The following is an 18,058-nucleotide window of genomic DNA, read 5'->3' as shown; positions in this document are numbered from 1 at the left end:
ATAAATGTTTGGTGGATTTTCAAGAGATATGGGAATTGATTTAGGTACAGCGAATACGCTTGTATATGTGAAAGGGAAGGGTGTAGTCGTACGTGAACCTTCCGTTGTTGCAATCAACACGAAAAGTGGGGACATTGAAGCTGTTGGTAATGCTGCAAAGAACATGATTGGACGTACACCTGGAAACATCGTTGCTAGGCGTCCGATGAAAGACGGTGTCATTGCAGATTATGACACGACTGCAACAATGATGAAGTACTATATTCAACAAGCCCAGAGGAATCGTTCGGTCTTTTCAAGAAAGCCATTCGTCATGGTTTGTGTACCATCTGGAATCACTCATGTGGAAGAGCGCGCGGTAAAAGAAGCGACAAAGCAAGCAGGAGCTCGTGAGGTCGAAACCATCGAAGAACCTCTTGCAGCTGCTATCGGCGCTGATCTGCCAGTTTGGGAGCCTACTGGAAGTATGGTGGTAGATATCGGTGGAGGAACAACGGAAGTCGCAATCATCTCACTCGGTGGGATCGTCGAAAAGCAATCGATCCGTGTTGCTGGTGACGAAATGGATGACGCCATCATCCAGTACATCAAAAAGACATATAATGTCATCATCGGTGAACGTACAGCCGAAACGATCAAACTGGACATCGGCTCTGCAGATGTTTCTGATGGTATTGAAGAAATGGACATCCGTGGACGTGATCTCTTAACAGGATTGCCGAAGACGATTACGATTTCTGGAGAAGAAGTAGCAGGGGCATTGAAGGATACAGTCGATACGATCATGGATGCGGTCAAGCTGGCACTGGAAAAGACTCCACCTGAGCTTGCTGCCGATATCATGGATCGTGGAATTGTGTTGACTGGTGGAGGTGCACTTCTTCGTAACCTTGACCGCGTCATCAGTGAAGAAACAAAAATGCCTGTCATCGTAGCTGAAAATGCTTTGGACTGCGTTGCGATTGGTACTGGTCGCGCAATCGAAAACTACCAACAAATCAGCAGTAAACCAGGATTTGGCGGCGGCCGATCTAAATCAAAATCGTAAGAGGTGTGAGTCGTGCCGCAGTTTTTCTCTAATAAACGATTGATTATTCTACTAGTAAGTATGATTGTTCTAGTGGCTATGATCGGTTTTTCGATGAAAGAAAGGGAAAACATTTCATGGCCGGAACAATTTTTGCATGATACCGTTGGATGGACCCAATCTGTCTTTTATAAACCCGCACACTTTGTAGCGGGTTTCTTTGGGAATGTAGTAGAGATGAAAGAAATCTATGAACAAAACAGAGTCCTGAAGTTACAGTTGAATGAGTATGATAACCTCGCAAGTCGTGTGAAGGATTTGAAGAAAGAAAATGAAACTTTAAGAGATACAATAAAGAAAGAAGACAGCCTGACAGATTATACAATTTGGCAGGCCACAATTGTCGGAAGGTCACCAGAGAGATGGTATCAATCCGTCAATATCAATAAAGGGAAGAAAGCTGGAATTGAACCGGATATGCCTGTAATCACTTCAAAAGGGTTGATTGGCAAGATTGATAAGGTTTCAGCCTTCCATTCAAGTGTCGAATTGGTAAGCAGCCATGATCCTAATAGCCGTATCTCGGCGGTTGTGAATGGTGAAAAAGGGAGAGTACACGGTCTTATCCAAGGGTTTGATGATAAGAAGAAAGTTCTTTTGATGAAGATGATTCCGATCGATAAGGAATTGAAAGAAGGACAAACTGTGACAACATCTGGTCTTGGAGGTATCTTTCCAAAAGGCCTGGAGATCGGGAAGGTCGTCGAAGTTATACCTGATAAGGTGGAACCTACGCAAACTGCCTACATAGAGCCTGCTGCAGATCTATATGATATCGATCATGTGATGGTCGTCAAGCGGAAGATGGAAGAAGTGGATGTAGAACTTGATGATTCCGATCAAATAGAGGAGGAAGAAACGCCATGATCCGATTTCTTCTTCCTTTTGTTACATACCTTGTTTTTATAAGCGAAAGTACGATCATGCAAGTGTTCACCCCACAGCATAGTGATAATGAAACAATTCTTATACCGCGTTTCGTCGTGGTCATGGTTTGCTTTAGTGCCATGTATATTTCACCAATTCGGGGTGTTGTTTATGGGATTGCTTTCGGACTGTTATACGATGTGATTTTCACTGATTTGATTGGTGTGTATATGTTTTCAATGGGATTGACGGCATATGTGACGGCTTTCATAGCCAGGTACTTTCATACAAACATATTTGTGACATTATTCATCATGATTATAGGCCTTTCTGCATTTGAATTTTTGATTTATGGTTTATATAGCTTAATAGGTGTATCGAAAGTTATGTTGGAAACCTTTATCTATCAGCGTTATCTTCCGACCTTGATCCTAAATGGTGTATTCGTCGTTTTGGTCTATTACCCACTCCGGAAATGGCTGCTTGATATAGCCATGGAACTGCAAGAAAAATAGAGTGGAAAAAAGGAATCCCATTTGACATTGTCGAATTTGTGTATGTTGAGGTGAACAGGGTAATGGCACAGAAACAAAGACAAAAAAAATCAAATACTCATTACGTAACAATAAAGGGGACGAAAGAAGGACTTATTCTTCATCTCGATGATACTTGCTCCTTTGATCAACTTTTGGAAGAGCTCGAAACGAAGCTGATCCATCCTGGAACCGAGGATTCTTCAGAGAGCCCGAAAATTACGGTGAAAGTGAAAGTAGGTAAACGATATTTGAATGAAACTCAAGAAGAGATCTTGAGAAATATCATTTATCAAAAGAAGAACCTGATCGTCGATATGATTGAATCAGATGTCATTACGCGTGAAGAAGCAGAGTTCATGAAAAAAGAGAATGAAATCACTTCTGTAAGCCGAATGATACGCTCTGGTCAGATATTGAAGGTCCAGGGCGACTTACTATTAGTGGGTGATGTGAATCCTGGTGGTACCGTCGCAGCTACTGGAAATATATTCGTGATGGGAACCTTGAAAGGAAATGTACATGCAGGCTGTGAAGGACGTAAATCAGCCGTTGTAGCAGCCTCTGTATTGAATCCAACCTTAATTCGTATAGCAGATCAATTTATAAATGATGAAGAAAATGAACAAGCGTATTCTGGTGAGTGTGCTTATTTAGATGAAGAAGACAATACCATCAAATTCGATCGTATGCACATACTACACCAGATTAGACCCGGTTTAAACCGATTGTAGGGAAAGGGGAATGTTTTGTGGGTGAAGCTATCGTTATTACATCTGGAAAAGGCGGAGTTGGAAAAACCACAACCACAGCCAACATTGGGACATCACTTGCACTTCTTGGAAAGAAGGTTTGTTTGATCGATACAGACATCGGCCTTCGAAACCTGGATGTGATCATGGGCCTTGAAAATCGTATTATCTACGATTTGGTAGATGTTGCCCATGACCGTTGTAAGTTACATCAAGCTTTAATAAAAGATAAGAGATTTGAGTGTCTGTACCTATTACCGGCAGCTCAGACAAAGGATAAAAGTGCCGTCAAACCTGAGCAAATGAAGAAAATGGTAACGGAACTTAAGCAGGATTATGATTATGTCATCATCGATTGTCCTGCAGGTATTGAACAGGGATTCAAGAATGCAATTGCGGGCGCTGATAAGTCAATTGTCGTGACAAATCCTGAAACCTCTTCAGTCCGGGATGCTGATCGAATCATTGGTCTATTGGAACAGGAAGATATCGAACCTCCTAAGCTGATCGTCAACCGATTGAAGGCACATATGATGGAAAGCGGTGACTCCTTGGATGTCGATGAAATCGTATCGATTTTAGCAGTGGAATTGTTGGGAATCGTAACGGATGATGAACTTGTCATTCGTGCTTCAAACCGCGGTGAACCGATTGCGTTGAATCCTGATACGAAAGCCTCACAGGCCTACCGGAACATCGCACGCAGGATTCTTGGGGAATCCGTACCGTTAATGTCATTAGAGGAAGATAAAGGTCTATTGAAAAAAGTGAAGCAATTCTTCGGAATGAGAGCATAAACCGAAGCCGGATCCTTCAGGATAACCTGTTGGATTCGGCTTTTTGTATTTTGTGTCATCAGAGGCTACTTTGCTTTCATCTTCATTTGCTTTTTTGAAGGGGAAGATGAACAGTATACCCAATGGTGCAAATTAAGCTTTGTGGCCATTACTTTAAAGCGGTTTGAGAGGTTTTCCATATGAAAAACAAAAGAATGAGCTTGCCAAAGTAATTTACAGCTAAAAATCAACCCCTACTAAATATTGATAATTGTTTTGGATTAGGTTGGAGCCTTATTCTGTCCTGAACGATATTGTCTACTTAACCTGTCATAAACACTCAGGACAAGTCATAAACATGTACAAACTTGATGTAGAGGATGGGTGTTTATGAAAAGCAGAGCAGATGAGATACGGAAAAGGTATCACAACCATATAAAAAGCCAAAAGCCTGGTTCCGATCATTCCTTTCCAAAATATGACAAAGGTCCAAATAACGGGGAACATCCTTTATTTTCTTCTCAAGGGTTCCTTTTTCGAATGATGGCAGCCGTTTGCTTATTTTTGATTGTAGGAATTGTGTTTAAGAACCCATCCGATAACCTTGATCCTTTACGTACTTTTGTCCATAATTCATTTGAGCAGGAATTTCAATTTGCTTCTATTGCCGGATGGTACGAAGATAAATTCGGTAAACCGATTGCATTGTTCCCGACTGAAAGTAAGGATAAGGATGTGGCCAATACGAGTAAGAAGATGCAAGATTATGCATTGCCAGCAAACACGAAAGTCCTTCAAACGTTTGAAGACAACGGACAAGGTATATTGTTGGAGACAGGGAATCAATCCCATGTCTCGGCCATTAAGGAAGGCTTTGTCATTTTTGTTGGAGAAAAGGATCAATTAGGTAAAACTGTTGTTGTCCAGCATTTTGACGGCAGTGAATCGTGGTATGGAAAGCTCGATAGGATTGATGATGGCATCAAACTTTATAATTACATCGACTTAGGCGCGAATCTCGGAAAAGTAACAAAGGAAGAAGGATCAGAGGCGGGTATGTTTTATTTTGCAATCAAAGATGATGGTGGATTTGTAGATCCCTTGAAAGTACTGTCTACCGAGTAATGATGAAGGTTTTCACTTTAATTCGAATAAACCCGCTTCTATGGCTGATTGCCTTGATTGGCGTCGTAACCGGTCACTTTCGTGAATTCCTCATCTTTTTTCTCGTAATTCTCATTCACGAGCTCGGCCACGCTTTAGCAGCGATCTTTTTTAAGTGGCGATTAGTTAAAGTCGAATTGCTACCCTTTGGCGGGGTAGCAGAAATGGACGAATACGGAAATCGTCCTTATCATGAGGAGGTCATTGTCACAGTAGCAGGTCCAATCCAGCATGTCTGGATGATCGCTTTAGGTATTACCGGTTTGTCATCTGGTATAGGCGATCCTTATTTACTTGAACTTATTATAGCGATGAATTGGATGATATTATTATTCAACCTTCTTCCGATCTGGCCGCTGGATGGCGGGAAGCTCCTATTTCTATTGCTTACCTTGTTTTCCCCTTATAAAAAAGCAAAGAAATCCATGTTGATGCTCTCTTGTGGATTTCTTCTTATTTTTGCAGTGGTATCTTTTATTTGGTTTTCTGTTCACTTGAACCTGCTCATCATTTTATCCTTCTTGCTTTATGCCCATTATGTTGAATGGAAACACCAGCCGTATATGTATATCCGCTTTTTGCTTGAACGGATGACTGGTAAGGAAAAAGCCAAGCGAAACAAGATTATCACCGTACAGCCGACAACAACTGTCGAGAATGTGCTGTCCGGATTATATAAAGGCTGCAATCATGATATATTAATAAAATCTGCTCCTCCTTACATGTGCAAAGAAAAGGATATATTGACGGCTTACTTCAAGCAGAGTGCTGGTACATGTGCAATCAAGGATCTTTTTCGTTAAAATATAGGGAGGTTCATATTTCAACTAATGGTTGACATTAAGAAGTGAGGAAGCAAATTGATGCAGATTTTATTTAATGTAACAACATCTGAAAAGAGAGCTGCGATTGTCGAGGATGGCAAATTGATTGAAGTGATCTTTGAACGGCCAAATACCTATCCGAAAGCCGGGAATATTTATTTGGGCCGTGTCGTAAAAGTATTGCCTGGCATACAAGCGGCATTTATAGATGTTGGTTTTGAGCAAAATGGATTCATCCATGACACTGATCTGGTTGATAATAATAAAGAAAAGAAAAATAACTCTATTTCTGAAAAGATTCATGAAGGGCAATGGATCATTGTGCAAGTTAAAAAGGAAGCTTCAAAAAGCAAGGGACCTCTCCTTACGGAAAACCTCACACTGCCTGGGGACAACCTTGTTTATTTGCCGTTTGGAAACTACACAGCGGTTTCTAAAAAGCTCTCAGTTGAAGAGACAAAGCGTATGAAAGACGTTGGAACAAGTCTTCTAACCGGTCAAGAAGGGGTGATTATGCGGACATCAAGCACAGAAGCATCTTTTGACATTTTGGAGCAAGAAGTATCGAGACTCAGGGGGCAATGGGCCTCATTGTCAGGAAAAGCGGAAAATTTGAAACGGATCTCGCTGCTGTTTGAAGGTAATACGCTGATTGAGCGCGCTTTAGCACATACATCGAACGAGCAGGCGGAGTATATCTTTGATGATTTCAACCAGTATCAATCCTTTAAACGAAGTTATCCAGACTTCTCAAAACAGACTCATCTATATAAAGGTTCGGAAAACATCTTTAATCATCATAATATCGAGCAGTCGATACATAAAGCACTGCAGTCAGTTGTCTGGCTGAAAAATGGCGGGCATATCAACATCGATCCGACAGAAGCTTTAACTGTAATAGATGTGAACACTGGAAAATACACCGGTAAACAAGACCGCAGCCAATCAATATTGGAGACGAATCTTTACGCAGCTGAAGAGGCCGCGAAACAGTTGAGGCTTCGTAATATCAGCGGGATGATCGTCATCGATTTCATCCGGATGAACAATAAGGAACATCAAATGAAAGTCCTTCAACGTCTTGAAGATCGGCTTATACAAGATCCAATTCGAACTAGAATACATGGATTTACAGCACTCGGCTTATTGGAACTCACCCGGCAGAAGGTGAAAGACAGCCTCTCAGCACTGATGACCGAAAAGTGTGCTCTTTGTAAAGCAAGCCATAGACAACTGTCGACGGAATCAGTCTATTATGCTTTTGAACGGGAATTATTCCAATATCGAAATACAGATGAGGAAGGAATTTGGGTCGAAGTATCGAAACCATTACTGCTTTTTATTAAAGATCCAGAAGAAAGCTGGGAAGATAGACTCTCGAGCCTGGTATCTGCTAAACTGTATATAACGGAAAAAACTGATGTGGAGCATCCTTATTTCAACCTTCGTCAAATTGGCCGATACGAGGAGATTGAAACACGTATAAATAAGGAATAGCGTTGACAATACCTTTAATTTTATGGTATGATTTTTTCGTTAGTTTTTGGAGCCTCATGCTCCAACCGCACAAAGCAGGTTTTCAAGCTTAGATTCAGATAAAAGGAGCAATTCGCTGCTCAATTTATGTGAAAGTTGAAGCAATAGAGTCGAGTAGTTCTAGGCGCGGAAGTTTATGAGGACCGGATAATAGGAATTCCTATTTGAGGACCGCAGTAACGACGCAACGAAGAAATACGGCGGCTTTATTCATTCAGAAGCACCTGCAATGGCGAGTCTGAGTAAAACAGGAGGTGCATATGATGTACGCAATTATTGAAGCTGGCGGAAAACAAACCCGTGTGCAAGAAGGACAAGAGCTTTACATTGAGAAAGTGAATGCAGAAGCAGGCGACACAATTACATTCGACCGTGTATTGATGGTAGGTGGAGATGACGTTAAAGTCGGAAGCCCACTAGTTGACGGAGCGACTGTAACGGCTAAAGTCGACAAGCAAGGCCGTGCAAAAAAAATCGTTGTTTATAAGTTCAAGCCTAAAAAGAATTATCGACGTAAACAAGGACATCGCCAACCATACACAAAAGTTGTTATTGACAAAATTAACGTATAATCATGTTAAGGGTCAATATTAATCGTGATCAGCGTAAAATCGTGTCGTTCAGCATAACGGGGCATGCAGAATCTGGTCCATATGGCCATGATCTAGTCTGCGCAGCTGTTACAGCTGTTTCCTTTGGAGCCGTTAATGCAATTGAAGAGCTCTGCGAGGTTGAACCTGAAGTGGAGACTCGTGAGGATGGCGGCTATTTTACATTTAAAACACCTTCCTCTGTAAGTGAACAAACATCAGAGAAAATACAGCTTTTACTTGAAGGTATGCTGGTTGCATTGAAGTCAATCGAACGTGAATATGGACAATATATCAAAATCAATTAGGTTTTAAGGAGGTGCATCTCATGCTTAAATTAAACCTGCAATATTTTGCATCCAAAAAGGGTGTTGGTAGTACAAAGAACGGTCGTGACTCAATCTCTAAGCGTCTAGGAGCTAAGAGAGCTGACGGACAAACTGTTACTGGTGGGTCAATTCTTTTCCGTCAACGCGGAACAAAGATCTACCCTGGTAAGAACGTTGGCCGCGGCGGAGATGACACTTTATTCGCTAAGGTAGACGGTGTCGTTCGTTTTGAACGTCTTGGCCGTAACCGTAAGCAAGTAAGTGTTTACCCAGTAGCCAAAGAAGCGTAACACTTAAACTCTAACCGGACTGGTTAGAGTTTTTTTCTTCTTACACAGTTTTTGATCATGAAGCTTGTTAGTTTATTGATTTACACAGCATGACTTTCAAAGACCGGTTGGGAAACTATAATGTTTGGGAGTGCTGATATGAAGGAAAAATGGGATCCTGTAAGTCTATTACGTCATGCTCGGCATGATTGGCTGAACCATCTTCAATTGATAAAAGGGAACTTGGCACTGGACCGTACTGACCGAGCTAAAGAAATAATTGAAAAGGTTGTCCGTGAAGCGAAAAACGCAGCGAAAGTTTCTAATCTTCGAATGCCCAAAATGGCCGAATTTTTATTGACATATAATTGGCAGCAAAATACTTATCGAATTGATTATGAAGTGATTGGTGAAGAAAAGGATCTTTCCTTGCTTGACGATGCCATATATGATTGGACAAAAGAATTCATAAGGCATCTCGACAATTTGGTGGATGCTGACAGAGAACCCCATTTGATGATTACAATCCAATTGGTCCATGACCGAACAAGAATTACATATGATTTCGCTGGAAAGATCAATCTGGAACATGGTAAGACGTTAGATTCACTGAATACTTTACATAATTCAATCAGAATCGTCGAAAGCTACTGTCAGGAAAATGAACTGTTGTATATCCTAGAGCTAGGATAAAAAGGTGAGGTGAGAAATATCATGTTTGTCGATCAGGTAACGGTTTTTATAAAATCTGGGGACGGCGGTAATGGAATGGTCGCTTTCCGAAGAGAGAAATATGTACCAGATGGTGGTCCGGCTGGTGGAGACGGGGGAAAAGGCGGAGATGTCATTTTCCAAGTTGAAGAAGGATTAAGGACATTGATGGATTTTCGTTACAATCGTCATTTCAAAGCTCCTCGTGGTGAAAATGGGATGTCTAAAAACATGCATGGCCGCAATGCAGAGAATATGATTGTTAAAGTTCCCCCAGGAACAGTCGTAACTGAAGCTAAGACGGGAAAGGTTATTGCTGATCTCGTCGATCATGGCCAACAAGCAGTAATTGCAAAAGGCGGTCGTGGAGGTCGTGGCAATACACGCTTTGCAACACCTAAAAACCCAGCCCCAGAATTGGCTGAAAATGGTGAGCCAGGTGAAGAAAGAGAAGTCACGTTAGAATTGAAACTGCTTGCAGACGTCGGGCTTGTAGGCTTTCCGAGTGTTGGAAAATCCACGTTTTTATCCGTTGTTTCAGCAGCTAAACCCAAGATAGCAGAGTATCATTTTACAACTTTGAGCCCGAATCTCGGTGTTGTTGAAACAGATGATAACCGGAGCTTTGTCATGGCTGATTTGCCAGGATTGATTGAAGGTGCACACGAAGGGGTAGGCCTGGGACATCAATTTTTAAGGCATATTGAGAGGACACGAGTCATCGTACATGTCCTTGATATGTCTGGGATGGAAGGTAGAGATCCTTACGAAGACTTTTTGAAAATCAATGAAGAGCTTAGACAATATAATTTACGGTTGACCGAACGGCCGCAGCTTATTGTTTCAAACAAAATGGACATGCCGGATGCACAAGAAAACCTGGAATTGTTCAAAGAGCAGGTTGGTGATGAATACCCGGTCTTCCCAATCTCTGCTATTACAAAGGATGGGGTCAGGGATCTGTTATTTGAAATTGCGAATAAGTTAGAAACGACTCCAGAGTTTCCATTGATTGAGGATGAGGAAGAAGAGGATGAAAGAGTCCTTTACAAGCATCAACGTGAAGAGCAGCCGTTTGAACTTTCGAGAGAGGATGATGGAACTTTTGTCATCTCCGGTCCGAAAATTGAACGTCTCTTCAAAATGACAGATTTCTCCAGAGATGAATCGGTTCGACGATTTGCTCAACAAATGAGAAGGATGGGAATTGATGAAGCGCTCAGAAAACGCGGTGCAGAGGATGGGGACACAGTCCGGATAATGGATTATGAATTTGAATTTATCGAATAGGCTGTCGCAATGACAGTCTTTTTTTAACCTTGTAATACTATACATTTGCTAACGAATGCTAATCCTTATATACTGAGTTAATAATTCCTAACAGGAGGCTTTAAGATGGATCATAAGGGTGAACGTTTTTATCTGGTAAGGGAAGATGTCCTCTCAGAAGCCATGACTAAAACTCTTGAAGCGAAAATGCTATTGGAAACGGGGAAAGTAAGTACAATCAATGAAGCGGTGCGAGCTGTAGATTTAAGCAGAAGTGCATTCTATAAATATCGTGACCGGATTTTTCCTTTTGAAACGATGGTCCAAAAGAAAATCGTATCGATTTCCATTCACTTAGAAGACCGTTCTGGGTCATTGTCGTCCTTATTGAGGATCCTTGCTGGGTTAGGTTGTAATATATTGACGATTCACCAGACCATTCCTCTGCAAGGAAGAGCGAATGTCACCATGTCGATTGAAACAGCCTCTTCCAAGGAAGACATAAATGGTATTCTTAAATCGCTTGAGAAGCTGGAACATGTGAGACAAGTCAGTATAATCGGATCCGGAGCTTAGGGGTGATTCAATTGGACATTTGTCCGTTGGAAACACCCCTTTATTCATGGAGAAATTATGAACGAGGCAACAAATAGCCTTTATTTTCTAATGCGAGGCATACTTGATCAAGCTGAACTTCTGAATCTGCTTCTATAGTGTGCAAGTGGACTCCATCGGTCAGTTCAAGCAGATACGAAGCGTTCGTCTCCTGTACCTTATTTTTGAATTGTTCAACATCATGACGATTTTTGAGCATGATCGCTCCTGTCAAATCTCCATAAACAGGATGTTCAATCGTCACATCTTTTACAGTTACACCAAAATCTACGATTGTATTCAGTTCATCTATTGTTTCTTCAGAAGAATGCTGGCATGCGATGATTCTTGAATATTTTTTATTTGAAGGAACTGTTTGAAAGTATAGGTATCCATGTGCAGTTGCCATAATTGGTTCATTTCTAGCCTTCAACAACGAGATATCTTGAACGATCACTTGCCTGCTCACATTTGTCTTCTTTGCTAGATAACTCCCGGTCAGCGGAGAAGCACTTTGTTTCAGCCATTGAAGCAAAAGGTCCCTCCGTTCTTCTCCTAAGACCTTGTCTCCTCTTTCTTTCATCGTACATATCCTCCTAGAACAACAGTTTCGTTTTTAGGATACCATAACTCTAATAGGAATCACGAGCCTTTCGCAGGCAAAATGAATATGTATTTTAAGTGCATCATATATTTATTATGGTGATCAGCGCGTTTGTAAAATTGTAGCAAGATGCCCAATCTCTCATATACTGTGTAATGAATTAGGCAGGGAGGAGATCGTTTTGAAAATACACATTGTGAAAAAAGGGGATACACTTTGGAAAATATCTAAAATGTACGGTGTTGAGTTACAAGATGTCATCAAAGCAAATCCCCAAATCAAGACACCTGATACCATTTATCCAGGTGCTAAAGTTAAAGTGCCGACAAGTAATCCGCACGGAAAAACAGGTACTCCGAATAACCAGATAAAGCCTCACATGAATATGAAAATGAAAGAAAAGCCAATTGCAAAAGAAATGCCGAAACCTAAACCGAAAAAAGAAATGCCGAAACCTAAACCGAAAAAAGAGATGCCTATTCAAATGCCGATTAAAAAAGAGATGCCAATAAAAGAAAAACCGATTAAGGAAAAGCCGATTGTGAAGGAAAAACCGATCGTAAAAGAGAAACCGGTTCCTAAAAAGCCTAAAGCACCAATCACAGAGGAAGAGTTTCAAATTACATTAGGGATCCAACAAGAAGAAAAAACGACCACATATGAAATGCCTAAACCAAAACCTATAGAGCCTTGTCCTCCAGTTGAATGTGTTCCATATGACGATTGTTGCACGCCAGATCCTTGTGCAGGTCCATGGGGATACTACGGTTCATACAACATGATGGATCCTTGTTGTGACCCGATGATGCAACCATACGGATATACCCCACATCAAATGGGTGGATATTCTATGTATGGTCATATGGGTCATTATGGGGAAATGCCTATGGATTATATGTCGCATCAAGGAATGTATGGCATGGAAGAAATGGATTCAGATGATTATCAATGGATGAGTCAAGATCAAGGCGGAATGGGCCAAATGCCTTGGATGCAACAGGGCCAAGAGGGGATGGGCCAGATGCCGTGGATGCAACAGGGGCAAGAGGGAATGGGCCAGATGCCGTGGATGCAACAGGGCCAAGAAGGAATGGGTCAGATGCCGTGGATGCAACAAGGGCAAGAGGGAATGGGCCAGATGCCGTGGATGCAACAAGGGCAAAATAATGAAGCGCAAAATCCTTGGTTAAGCCAGGACCAAGCCGGCATGGGTCAACTACCGATGATGGGTCAAGGCCAGCAAGGCTCAGGCCAAATGCCATGGATGCAGCAAGGGCAAGCAGGGATGGGTCAAGATCAAGCAGGAGCAGGCCAAATGCCATGGATGCAGCAAGGTCAAGCAGGGATGGGTCAGCTCCCGATGATGGGTCAAGAACAAGCAGGAGCAGGCCAAATACCATGGATGCAGCAAGGTCAAGCAGGGATGGGTCAGCTCCCGATGATGGGTCAAGAACAAGCAGGAGCAGGCCAAATACCATGGATGCAGCAAGGTCAAGCAGGGATGGGTCAGCTCCCGATGATGGGTCAAGATCAAGCAGGAGCAGGCCAAATGCCATGGATGCAGCAAGGGCAAGCAGGGATGGGTCAGCTCCCGATGATGGGTCAAGATCAAGCAGGAGCAGGCCAAATGCCATGGATGCAGCAAGGGCAAGCAGGGATGGGTCAGCTCCCGATGATGGGTCAAGATCAAGCAGGAGCAGGCCAGTTACCTTGGATGCAGCAAGACCAAGGCGGAACGGGTCAGCTTCCATATATGGGGCAAACTACGGGGAGAGATCCCTATTGGGACATCGACATCCAGATGCAGCCACGGAAAGAAAAGAAAAAAGAGTCTAAGGAAAAATAGTTAATCATTTCCATGTTAATTGAGATTATTTTTAACCTCTGATTGCCATTCTAAATGGTGAAAGGAGGTTTATTTATGAAAAAATTAATGATATTGACTTCGGCACTAATGCTGACAAGTACGCTGGCAGCATGTAACGCAGATGGTAATGAGACAATGGATACCCGGTACAACAATGACACAAGGCCAATCGGGTACTACTCTAATAACGCTGATGGTGAAGGACCTCTAACTGAGATGGCTGATCGTGACCGTAACCGTAATGACTTGGATAGAACGGAAATCAATTATGCAGATGATTATAACGGTGGAGATCTCGCAACGCGAATCCGTGATAGAGTCAAAGGGATGAAAAACGTTGAAGATGCACGCGTCGTCGTAAATGGTGATACTGTTCTGGTAGGTATCGATACTAACGATCGTAATGATCAAGCGATCAGAGAAAAAGTCAAAAACACTGTGCAAAAAATGACAGATAAAAATGTTCGTGTCACCACGGACGAAGATATGTTTACAAGAATCAGAAATGTCGATGATGATTTAAGGGAAGGTAATGGTTTCGCGGAGGTACGTTCAGATGTCAATGAAATTATGAACGATCTTGGAGATGCAAGGCGACGTCCTTTTGAAAATAATGGTTAATCAAACTGGGGGGTTGGCACCAATGTGTCAGCTCCCATTTTCTTTTTACTGGAATTGATATGTGCTATTTTGAAATAGAAGTGCTTGAAAAGGGGAGAAACATTATGGCAGGACATTCTAAATGGAAAAATATACAACGACGGAAAAATGCACAGGATGCAAAACGCGGAAAAGTATTCATGAAGCTTGCAAAAGAAATTTTCATAGCAGCAAAAGAGGGAGGCGGCGATCCGGAAACGAACCCATCCCTGCGAATAGCTGTTGATAAAGCCAAATCAGCTAATATGCCTTATGAAAACATCGGCCGAGCCATTAACAAGGCTACTGGCAATTTAGAGGGTGCCAATTACGAAGAAATAGGATATGGTGTCGGTGGAACAGCAGTGATGGTAGAAGTGTTGACTGATAATAAAAACCGGACAGCAGCTGAAGTGAGACATGCGTTTTCTAAAAATGGAGGAAACCTTGGAGAATCCGGATGTGTCGCTTTCATGTTTGATCGAAAAGGATTGATCATCATCCCTCAAGAAGATGTTTCCTTATCCGAAGATGAATTCATGCTGGAAATCATTGAAGTGGGTGCAGAAGAGTATGAAGTAAATGAAGGCGCCTATGAGATTTATACGGATGCAGAGAACTTTACCAGTGTAAAAGAAGAACTGCTGGCAAAAGGTTATACACCAACTACTACAGAAATTACGATGATCCCTCAAACACTTACAAAGCTTGAAAGTGATGATGCTAAAAGGATGTTCAATTTGATTGATGCGTTAGAGGATCTTGATGATGTACAAGAGGTATATCATAACCTGGAAATAGATGAAGAAGAATACGAGGCGCACTTATCTTGATCAGAGGATGGATAAATTATCCTAATACGGTAAAACTATTACTGAATGTATAATTGTCTGAAGAGGACAACGAGAGGTGATAGTTGGTGAAAGCCTTCCCCATGAAAACAGCATGGATGTTTCCATTAGTTGTGACCGTATTAGGGGCAGTTTATGTGCTCTTGTTTCATTCGTTTGAGGATGAGGTAAAAGCAAATCTACCTTCACAGGTTCAGACAGAAAGTCCAGAAGCACAAACTGTTTCTGGTCCACTCACTGTCGAAGTTCTTCTGCAGCGAACTTATTTAGACGGGGAAAGCAGTCAAGAAGTCATCTATGAAACAATTTGGTCAATGGATGATTTTTGGGCAGCATATGCAGACTGGCAATTGGTTGACCAAGACTTGAGTCGTATCATATTTGAACAGGAAATAGACGATATTTCCCCACTCTTGAAAGTGAACGGATATTTCGGATTGAGTGAAGATGGTATCCTTACAATCTTCAACGGGAGACCTCATGAGGACCAAGTCATCCAATCGTTTTACCAAATCGACGTTCAGAAGCTTGAAAGCAATCTTCTGAAAAAATTAAAAGAAGGTATACGAGTTGAGACAAAAACGAATTATCAAGAAGTGATCAATCAATATAAACCTTATGCCATCAAAAAATAAATGGTCTATCAGCTGGATAGTGACCTACTGCCTCTTCGCAGTAGGTCTTTTTAACTTCAATGGGACCATGTTCGTAAATCTATAAACTATTGGATATGATCGAAAACAGCAGGATACGAGCGATGAATCAATTGATATGCGCGATAACCTATACATTCACAGCTATATCTACTCAAGAGAATCCACCTTCACCCAGGTCTATATTCCATCGACTTTTCTTCAACTGATATGCTACAATAAAAAAATAAGAAGAAACGTTCGTATTTTCAATAATATAGAGATCGTACGCAATACATATATGGGAGAAGGTTACTACAATTGATTGATTATATTACTGGTCCAGTAAAATACATACATACAGATCATGTCGTAATTGAATGCGGAAACATCGGTTATAAAATAAATTGTCCCAATCCTTTCGTTTATCAAAGGCAAATCGGAAACACCACAACAATTTATACATATCAGCATGTCCGCGAAGATATTCTTGCGTTATATGGCTTTGAAAATTTGGATGAACGCGATCTTTTCATGAAATTGATCCAAGTTTCTGGAATCGGTCCAAAGGGAGCACTTGCCATTTTAGCTTCAGGTAAGCCGGATCAAGTTGTTTCTGCGATTGAAACTGAGGATGAAAAGTTCTTGACACGTTTTCCTGGAGTCGGAAAAAAGACAGCTAGACAGATGATTTTAGATTTAAAAGGGAAATTGACGAACTGGACTGAAGTGAAGATAGAAGAAAAACCAAGGATAGAAGTGTCTCAAGACGGTTTACAAGATGCATTTGAAGCGCTTGAGGCCCTTGGATATGGTCAAAAAGAAATCAAAAAGATTGGACCTCAGCTAGAAGGTGAAGGTGAATTGACAACCGATCAATACATCAAGAAAGCTTTACAATTATTATTGAATTAACCTGAGGTGGGTGTGAGATGGAAGAACGTATTATATCGAATGAACTCAATCAGGAAGATGGACCACTGGAATTCAGTCTGCGGCCGCAGTATCTCCAGCAATATATCGGACAACAAAAAGTGAAGGAGAATCTTCAAGTATTCATAGAAGCTGCGAAAATGCGCAATGAACCGCTCGATCACGTGCTTCTATATGGGCCACCTGGATTGGGAAAGACGACTCTCTCCTGTATCATCGCGAATGAAATGGGTGTGAGTATACGGACGACCAGCGGTCCTGCCATTGAGCGGCCGGGTGATCTAGCAGCGATTTTGACTGCACTAGAACCTGGCGATGTCCTTTTTATTGATGAAATTCATAGACTTCATCGTTCCGTAGAAGAAGTGTTATATCCCGCAATGGAAGATTTTTGCCTTGACATTGTCATTGGAAAAGGTGAAACTGCAAGATCTGTACGCTTGGACCTCCCACCGTTTACATTGGTAGGTGCGACTACCCGTGCTGGACTATTATCAGCGCCTCTTCGCGACCGTTTTGGTGTCCATAGCAGGCTTGATTATTATGAATTGGAAGATTTGACGGAAATCGTCATCCGTACAGGGGATTTCTTCGAGATACAAGTAAAGCCCGATGCTGCCGAAGAGTTAGGGCGAAGGGCAAGAGGAACACCGCGTATTGTAAACCGACTTCTGAAAAGGGTCCGTGATTTCGCACAGGTACAAGGTGACGGGATCATAACAAAGGATATTGCGGTCCAAGCACTCGAAAGACTGCAGGTGGACCGTTTAGGATTGGACAACATTGACTATAAATTGTTAAGAGGGATCATTGAAAATTACAAAGGCGGTCCTGTCGGTTTGAATACCATCGCTGCAACAATAGGGGAAGAGCCTCAGACCATTGAGGATGTATATGAACCTTACTTGCTTCAAATTGGATTCATTCAACGTACTCCAAGGGGACGTATGACCACGGGACTTGCCTACAAGCATTTTGACTTGGAGGAACCGAAAAGACCATGAGTAAAATTTTCATCGTAATAGGGATCGTATTTATTCTTTTTGGTATCATCGGTAGTTTCATCGGTAAACTGCCAGGAGACATCGTTTTCAAAAAAGGGAATACGACCTTTTATTTTCCGATTGTTACCTCGATCGTCGTGAGCATTGTCCTTTCGTTGATCTTTTATTTGATCGGACGATTCAGATAGTTCTCTCTCTTAACAACTATGAAAAACAAAAAAGCTGAT

General features: G+C 41.7%; 22 protein-coding genes and 1 other annotated feature. Of the genes, 21 read left to right on the top strand and 1 reads right to left on the bottom strand.

Annotation, left to right across the window (positions count from 1 at the left end):
* The first annotated feature begins 4 nt into the window (after window positions 1–4).
* The 14 genes from ACJROX_RS20625 (at window position 5) to ACJROX_RS20560 (ending at window position 11,283) form a co-directional block, all read left to right on the top strand.
* A complete protein-coding gene (locus ACJROX_RS20625; RefSeq protein ID WP_408007081.1) occupies window positions 5–1,048 on the top strand; it encodes a rod shape-determining protein in 1,044 nt (347 codons plus the stop codon).
* 12 nt (window positions 1,049–1,060) lie between these two features.
* Window positions 1,061–1,954, top strand: a complete 894-nt coding sequence (gene mreC, locus ACJROX_RS20620) for a rod shape-determining protein MreC (protein WP_408007080.1) — start codon at window positions 1,061–1,063, stop codon at window positions 1,952–1,954.
* Window positions 1,951–2,469 carry a rod shape-determining protein MreD gene (gene mreD, locus ACJROX_RS20615; RefSeq protein WP_408007079.1) on the top strand — a complete coding sequence of 173 codons (519 nt, stop codon included), beginning with the start codon at window positions 1,951–1,953 and terminating at the stop codon, window positions 2,467–2,469. The genes mreC and mreD overlap by 4 nt, the downstream gene beginning before the upstream one ends.
* A gap of 62 nt (window positions 2,470–2,531) precedes the next feature.
* A complete protein-coding gene (minC, locus tag ACJROX_RS20610) occupies window positions 2,532–3,221 on the top strand; it encodes a septum site-determining protein MinC (protein ID WP_408007078.1) in 690 nt (229 codons plus the stop codon).
* Between the two features lie 17 nt (window positions 3,222–3,238).
* Window positions 3,239–4,036 (top strand): septum site-determining protein MinD, encoded by a 798-nt coding sequence (gene minD / locus ACJROX_RS20605; protein ID WP_408007077.1) that lies wholly within the window; start codon window positions 3,239–3,241, stop codon window positions 4,034–4,036.
* Between the two features lie 369 nt (window positions 4,037–4,405).
* Window positions 4,406–5,140, top strand: coding sequence for a peptidoglycan DD-metalloendopeptidase family protein (locus ACJROX_RS20600; RefSeq protein WP_408007076.1), 735 nt, complete (start codon window positions 4,406–4,408; stop codon window positions 5,138–5,140).
* Window positions 5,140–5,982, top strand: coding sequence for a M50 family metallopeptidase (locus ACJROX_RS20595; RefSeq protein ID WP_408007075.1), 843 nt, complete (start codon window positions 5,140–5,142; stop codon window positions 5,980–5,982). Before ACJROX_RS20600 ends, ACJROX_RS20595 begins: the two co-directional genes overlap by 1 nt.
* 60 nt (window positions 5,983–6,042) lie before the next feature.
* Window positions 6,043–7,500 carry an Rne/Rng family ribonuclease gene (locus tag ACJROX_RS20590; RefSeq protein WP_408007074.1) on the top strand — a complete coding sequence of 486 codons (1,458 nt, stop codon included), beginning with the start codon at window positions 6,043–6,045 and terminating at the stop codon, window positions 7,498–7,500.
* Between the two features lie 53 nt (window positions 7,501–7,553).
* Window positions 7,554–7,789 (top strand) — a sequence feature (ribosomal protein L21 leader region).
* Window positions 7,790–7,802: 13 nt separating this feature from the next.
* A complete protein-coding gene (rplU, locus tag ACJROX_RS20585; protein WP_408007073.1) occupies window positions 7,803–8,111 on the top strand; it encodes a 50S ribosomal protein L21 in 309 nt (102 codons plus the stop codon).
* Window positions 8,112–8,113: 2 nt separating this feature from the next.
* Window positions 8,114–8,437 (top strand): ribosomal-processing cysteine protease Prp, encoded by a 324-nt coding sequence (locus tag ACJROX_RS20580; protein WP_408007072.1) that lies wholly within the window; start codon window positions 8,114–8,116, stop codon window positions 8,435–8,437.
* A gap of 20 nt (window positions 8,438–8,457) precedes the next feature.
* On the top strand, window positions 8,458–8,748 hold the full coding sequence (rpmA, locus tag ACJROX_RS20575; RefSeq protein ID WP_221566230.1) for a 50S ribosomal protein L27: 291 nt from the start codon (window positions 8,458–8,460) through the stop codon (window positions 8,746–8,748).
* Window positions 8,749–8,886: 138 nt separating this feature from the next.
* Complete coding sequence (locus tag ACJROX_RS20570) at window positions 8,887–9,420, top strand: Spo0B C-terminal domain-containing protein (RefSeq protein WP_408007071.1); 534 nt, start codon at window positions 8,887–8,889, stop codon at window positions 9,418–9,420.
* 21 nt (window positions 9,421–9,441) lie between these two features.
* Window positions 9,442–10,728, top strand: a complete 1,287-nt coding sequence (obgE, locus tag ACJROX_RS20565; protein ID WP_408007070.1) for a GTPase ObgE — start codon at window positions 9,442–9,444, stop codon at window positions 10,726–10,728.
* Window positions 10,729–10,833: 105 nt separating this feature from the next.
* A complete protein-coding gene (locus ACJROX_RS20560) occupies window positions 10,834–11,283 on the top strand; it encodes an ACT domain-containing protein (protein ID WP_408007069.1) in 450 nt (149 codons plus the stop codon).
* A 55-nt stretch (window positions 11,284–11,338) separates the two neighbouring features.
* Here ACJROX_RS20560 and ACJROX_RS20555 read toward each other — a convergent pair whose 3' ends face one another.
* The gene (locus tag ACJROX_RS20555; protein ID WP_408007068.1) at window positions 11,339–11,884 is read right to left on the bottom strand and encodes a transcription repressor NadR; all 546 of its coding nucleotides are present in this window, start codon (window positions 11,882–11,884) and stop codon (window positions 11,339–11,341) included.
* 202 nt (window positions 11,885–12,086) lie between these two features.
* On the opposite strand from ACJROX_RS20555, the gene safA reads away from it, so the two are divergent.
* The 7 genes from safA to ACJROX_RS20520 all read left to right on the top strand — a co-directional run bounded on the left by safA (window position 12,087) and on the right by ACJROX_RS20520 (window position 18,019).
* Entirely contained in the window at window positions 12,087–13,751 is a 1,665-nt protein-coding gene (gene safA, locus ACJROX_RS20550; RefSeq protein ID WP_408007066.1) for a SafA/ExsA family spore coat assembly protein, read from the top strand.
* A gap of 75 nt (window positions 13,752–13,826) precedes the next feature.
* Window positions 13,827–14,393, top strand: coding sequence for a YhcN/YlaJ family sporulation lipoprotein (locus ACJROX_RS20545; protein ID WP_408007065.1), 567 nt, complete (start codon window positions 13,827–13,829; stop codon window positions 14,391–14,393).
* 104 nt (window positions 14,394–14,497) lie between these two features.
* Window positions 14,498–15,244: a YebC/PmpR family DNA-binding transcriptional regulator gene (locus ACJROX_RS20540; RefSeq protein ID WP_408007064.1), complete on the top strand. Its 747-nt coding sequence runs from the start codon at window positions 14,498–14,500 to the stop codon at window positions 15,242–15,244.
* A 101-nt stretch (window positions 15,245–15,345) separates the two neighbouring features.
* Window positions 15,346–15,897: a BofC C-terminal domain-containing protein gene (locus ACJROX_RS20535; RefSeq protein ID WP_408007063.1), complete on the top strand. Its 552-nt coding sequence runs from the start codon at window positions 15,346–15,348 to the stop codon at window positions 15,895–15,897.
* Between the two features lie 318 nt (window positions 15,898–16,215).
* A complete protein-coding gene (gene ruvA / locus ACJROX_RS20530) occupies window positions 16,216–16,809 on the top strand; it encodes a Holliday junction branch migration protein RuvA (protein ID WP_408007062.1) in 594 nt (197 codons plus the stop codon).
* A 17-nt stretch (window positions 16,810–16,826) separates the two neighbouring features.
* Complete coding sequence (gene ruvB / locus ACJROX_RS20525) at window positions 16,827–17,831, top strand: Holliday junction branch migration DNA helicase RuvB (protein WP_408007061.1); 1,005 nt, start codon at window positions 16,827–16,829, stop codon at window positions 17,829–17,831.
* The gene (locus tag ACJROX_RS20520) at window positions 17,828–18,019 is read left to right on the top strand and encodes a DUF2905 domain-containing protein (protein WP_221566209.1); all 192 of its coding nucleotides are present in this window, start codon (window positions 17,828–17,830) and stop codon (window positions 18,017–18,019) included. The genes ruvB and ACJROX_RS20520 overlap by 4 nt, the downstream gene beginning before the upstream one ends.
* Window positions 18,020–18,058 lie beyond the last annotated feature (39 nt).

The organism is Pseudalkalibacillus sp. A8 (assembly GCF_045920555.1).
Classification (GTDB): Bacteria; Bacillota; Bacilli; order Bacillales; family Fictibacillaceae; genus Pseudalkalibacillus.
Note: the sequence above shows the minus strand (reverse complement) of the source record. Positions and strands in the feature narration are given on the sequence as shown.

What these genes read in the sequence shown, in the direction of transcription:
- ACJROX_RS20625 (WP_408007081.1), top strand. Translation starts at nt 5, where the DNA reads ATGTTTGGTGGATTTTCAAGAGATATGGGAATTGATTTAGGTACAGCG.
- mreD (WP_408007079.1), top strand. Translation starts at nt 1,951, where the DNA reads ATGATCCGATTTCTTCTTCCTTTTGTTACATACCTTGTTTTTATAAGC.
- minC (WP_408007078.1), top strand. Translation starts at nt 2,532, where the DNA reads ATGGCACAGAAACAAAGACAAAAAAAATCAAATACTCATTACGTAACA.
- ACJROX_RS20600 (WP_408007076.1), top strand. Translation starts at nt 4,406, where the DNA reads ATGAAAAGCAGAGCAGATGAGATACGGAAAAGGTATCACAACCATATA.
- ACJROX_RS20595 (WP_408007075.1), top strand. Translation starts at nt 5,140, where the DNA reads ATGATGAAGGTTTTCACTTTAATTCGAATAAACCCGCTTCTATGGCTG.
- ACJROX_RS20590 (WP_408007074.1), top strand. Translation starts at nt 6,043, where the DNA reads ATGCAGATTTTATTTAATGTAACAACATCTGAAAAGAGAGCTGCGATT.
- rplU (WP_408007073.1), top strand. Translation starts at nt 7,803, where the DNA reads ATGTACGCAATTATTGAAGCTGGCGGAAAACAAACCCGTGTGCAAGAA.
- ACJROX_RS20580 (WP_408007072.1), top strand. Translation starts at nt 8,114, where the DNA reads ATGTTAAGGGTCAATATTAATCGTGATCAGCGTAAAATCGTGTCGTTC.
- rpmA (WP_221566230.1), top strand. Translation starts at nt 8,458, where the DNA reads ATGCTTAAATTAAACCTGCAATATTTTGCATCCAAAAAGGGTGTTGGT.
- ACJROX_RS20570 (WP_408007071.1), top strand. Translation starts at nt 8,887, where the DNA reads ATGAAGGAAAAATGGGATCCTGTAAGTCTATTACGTCATGCTCGGCAT.
- obgE (WP_408007070.1), top strand. Translation starts at nt 9,442, where the DNA reads ATGTTTGTCGATCAGGTAACGGTTTTTATAAAATCTGGGGACGGCGGT.
- ACJROX_RS20560 (WP_408007069.1), top strand. Translation starts at nt 10,834, where the DNA reads ATGGATCATAAGGGTGAACGTTTTTATCTGGTAAGGGAAGATGTCCTC.
- ACJROX_RS20555 (WP_408007068.1), bottom strand. Translation starts at nt 11,884, where the DNA reads ATGAAAGAAAGAGGAGACAAGGTCTTAGGAGAAGAACGGAGGGACCTT.
- ACJROX_RS20545 (WP_408007065.1), top strand. Translation starts at nt 13,827, where the DNA reads ATGAAAAAATTAATGATATTGACTTCGGCACTAATGCTGACAAGTACG.
- ACJROX_RS20540 (WP_408007064.1), top strand. Translation starts at nt 14,498, where the DNA reads ATGGCAGGACATTCTAAATGGAAAAATATACAACGACGGAAAAATGCA.
- ACJROX_RS20535 (WP_408007063.1), top strand. Translation starts at nt 15,346, where the DNA reads ATGAAAACAGCATGGATGTTTCCATTAGTTGTGACCGTATTAGGGGCA.
- ruvB (WP_408007061.1), top strand. Translation starts at nt 16,827, where the DNA reads ATGGAAGAACGTATTATATCGAATGAACTCAATCAGGAAGATGGACCA.
- ACJROX_RS20520 (WP_221566209.1), top strand. Translation starts at nt 17,828, where the DNA reads ATGAGTAAAATTTTCATCGTAATAGGGATCGTATTTATTCTTTTTGGT.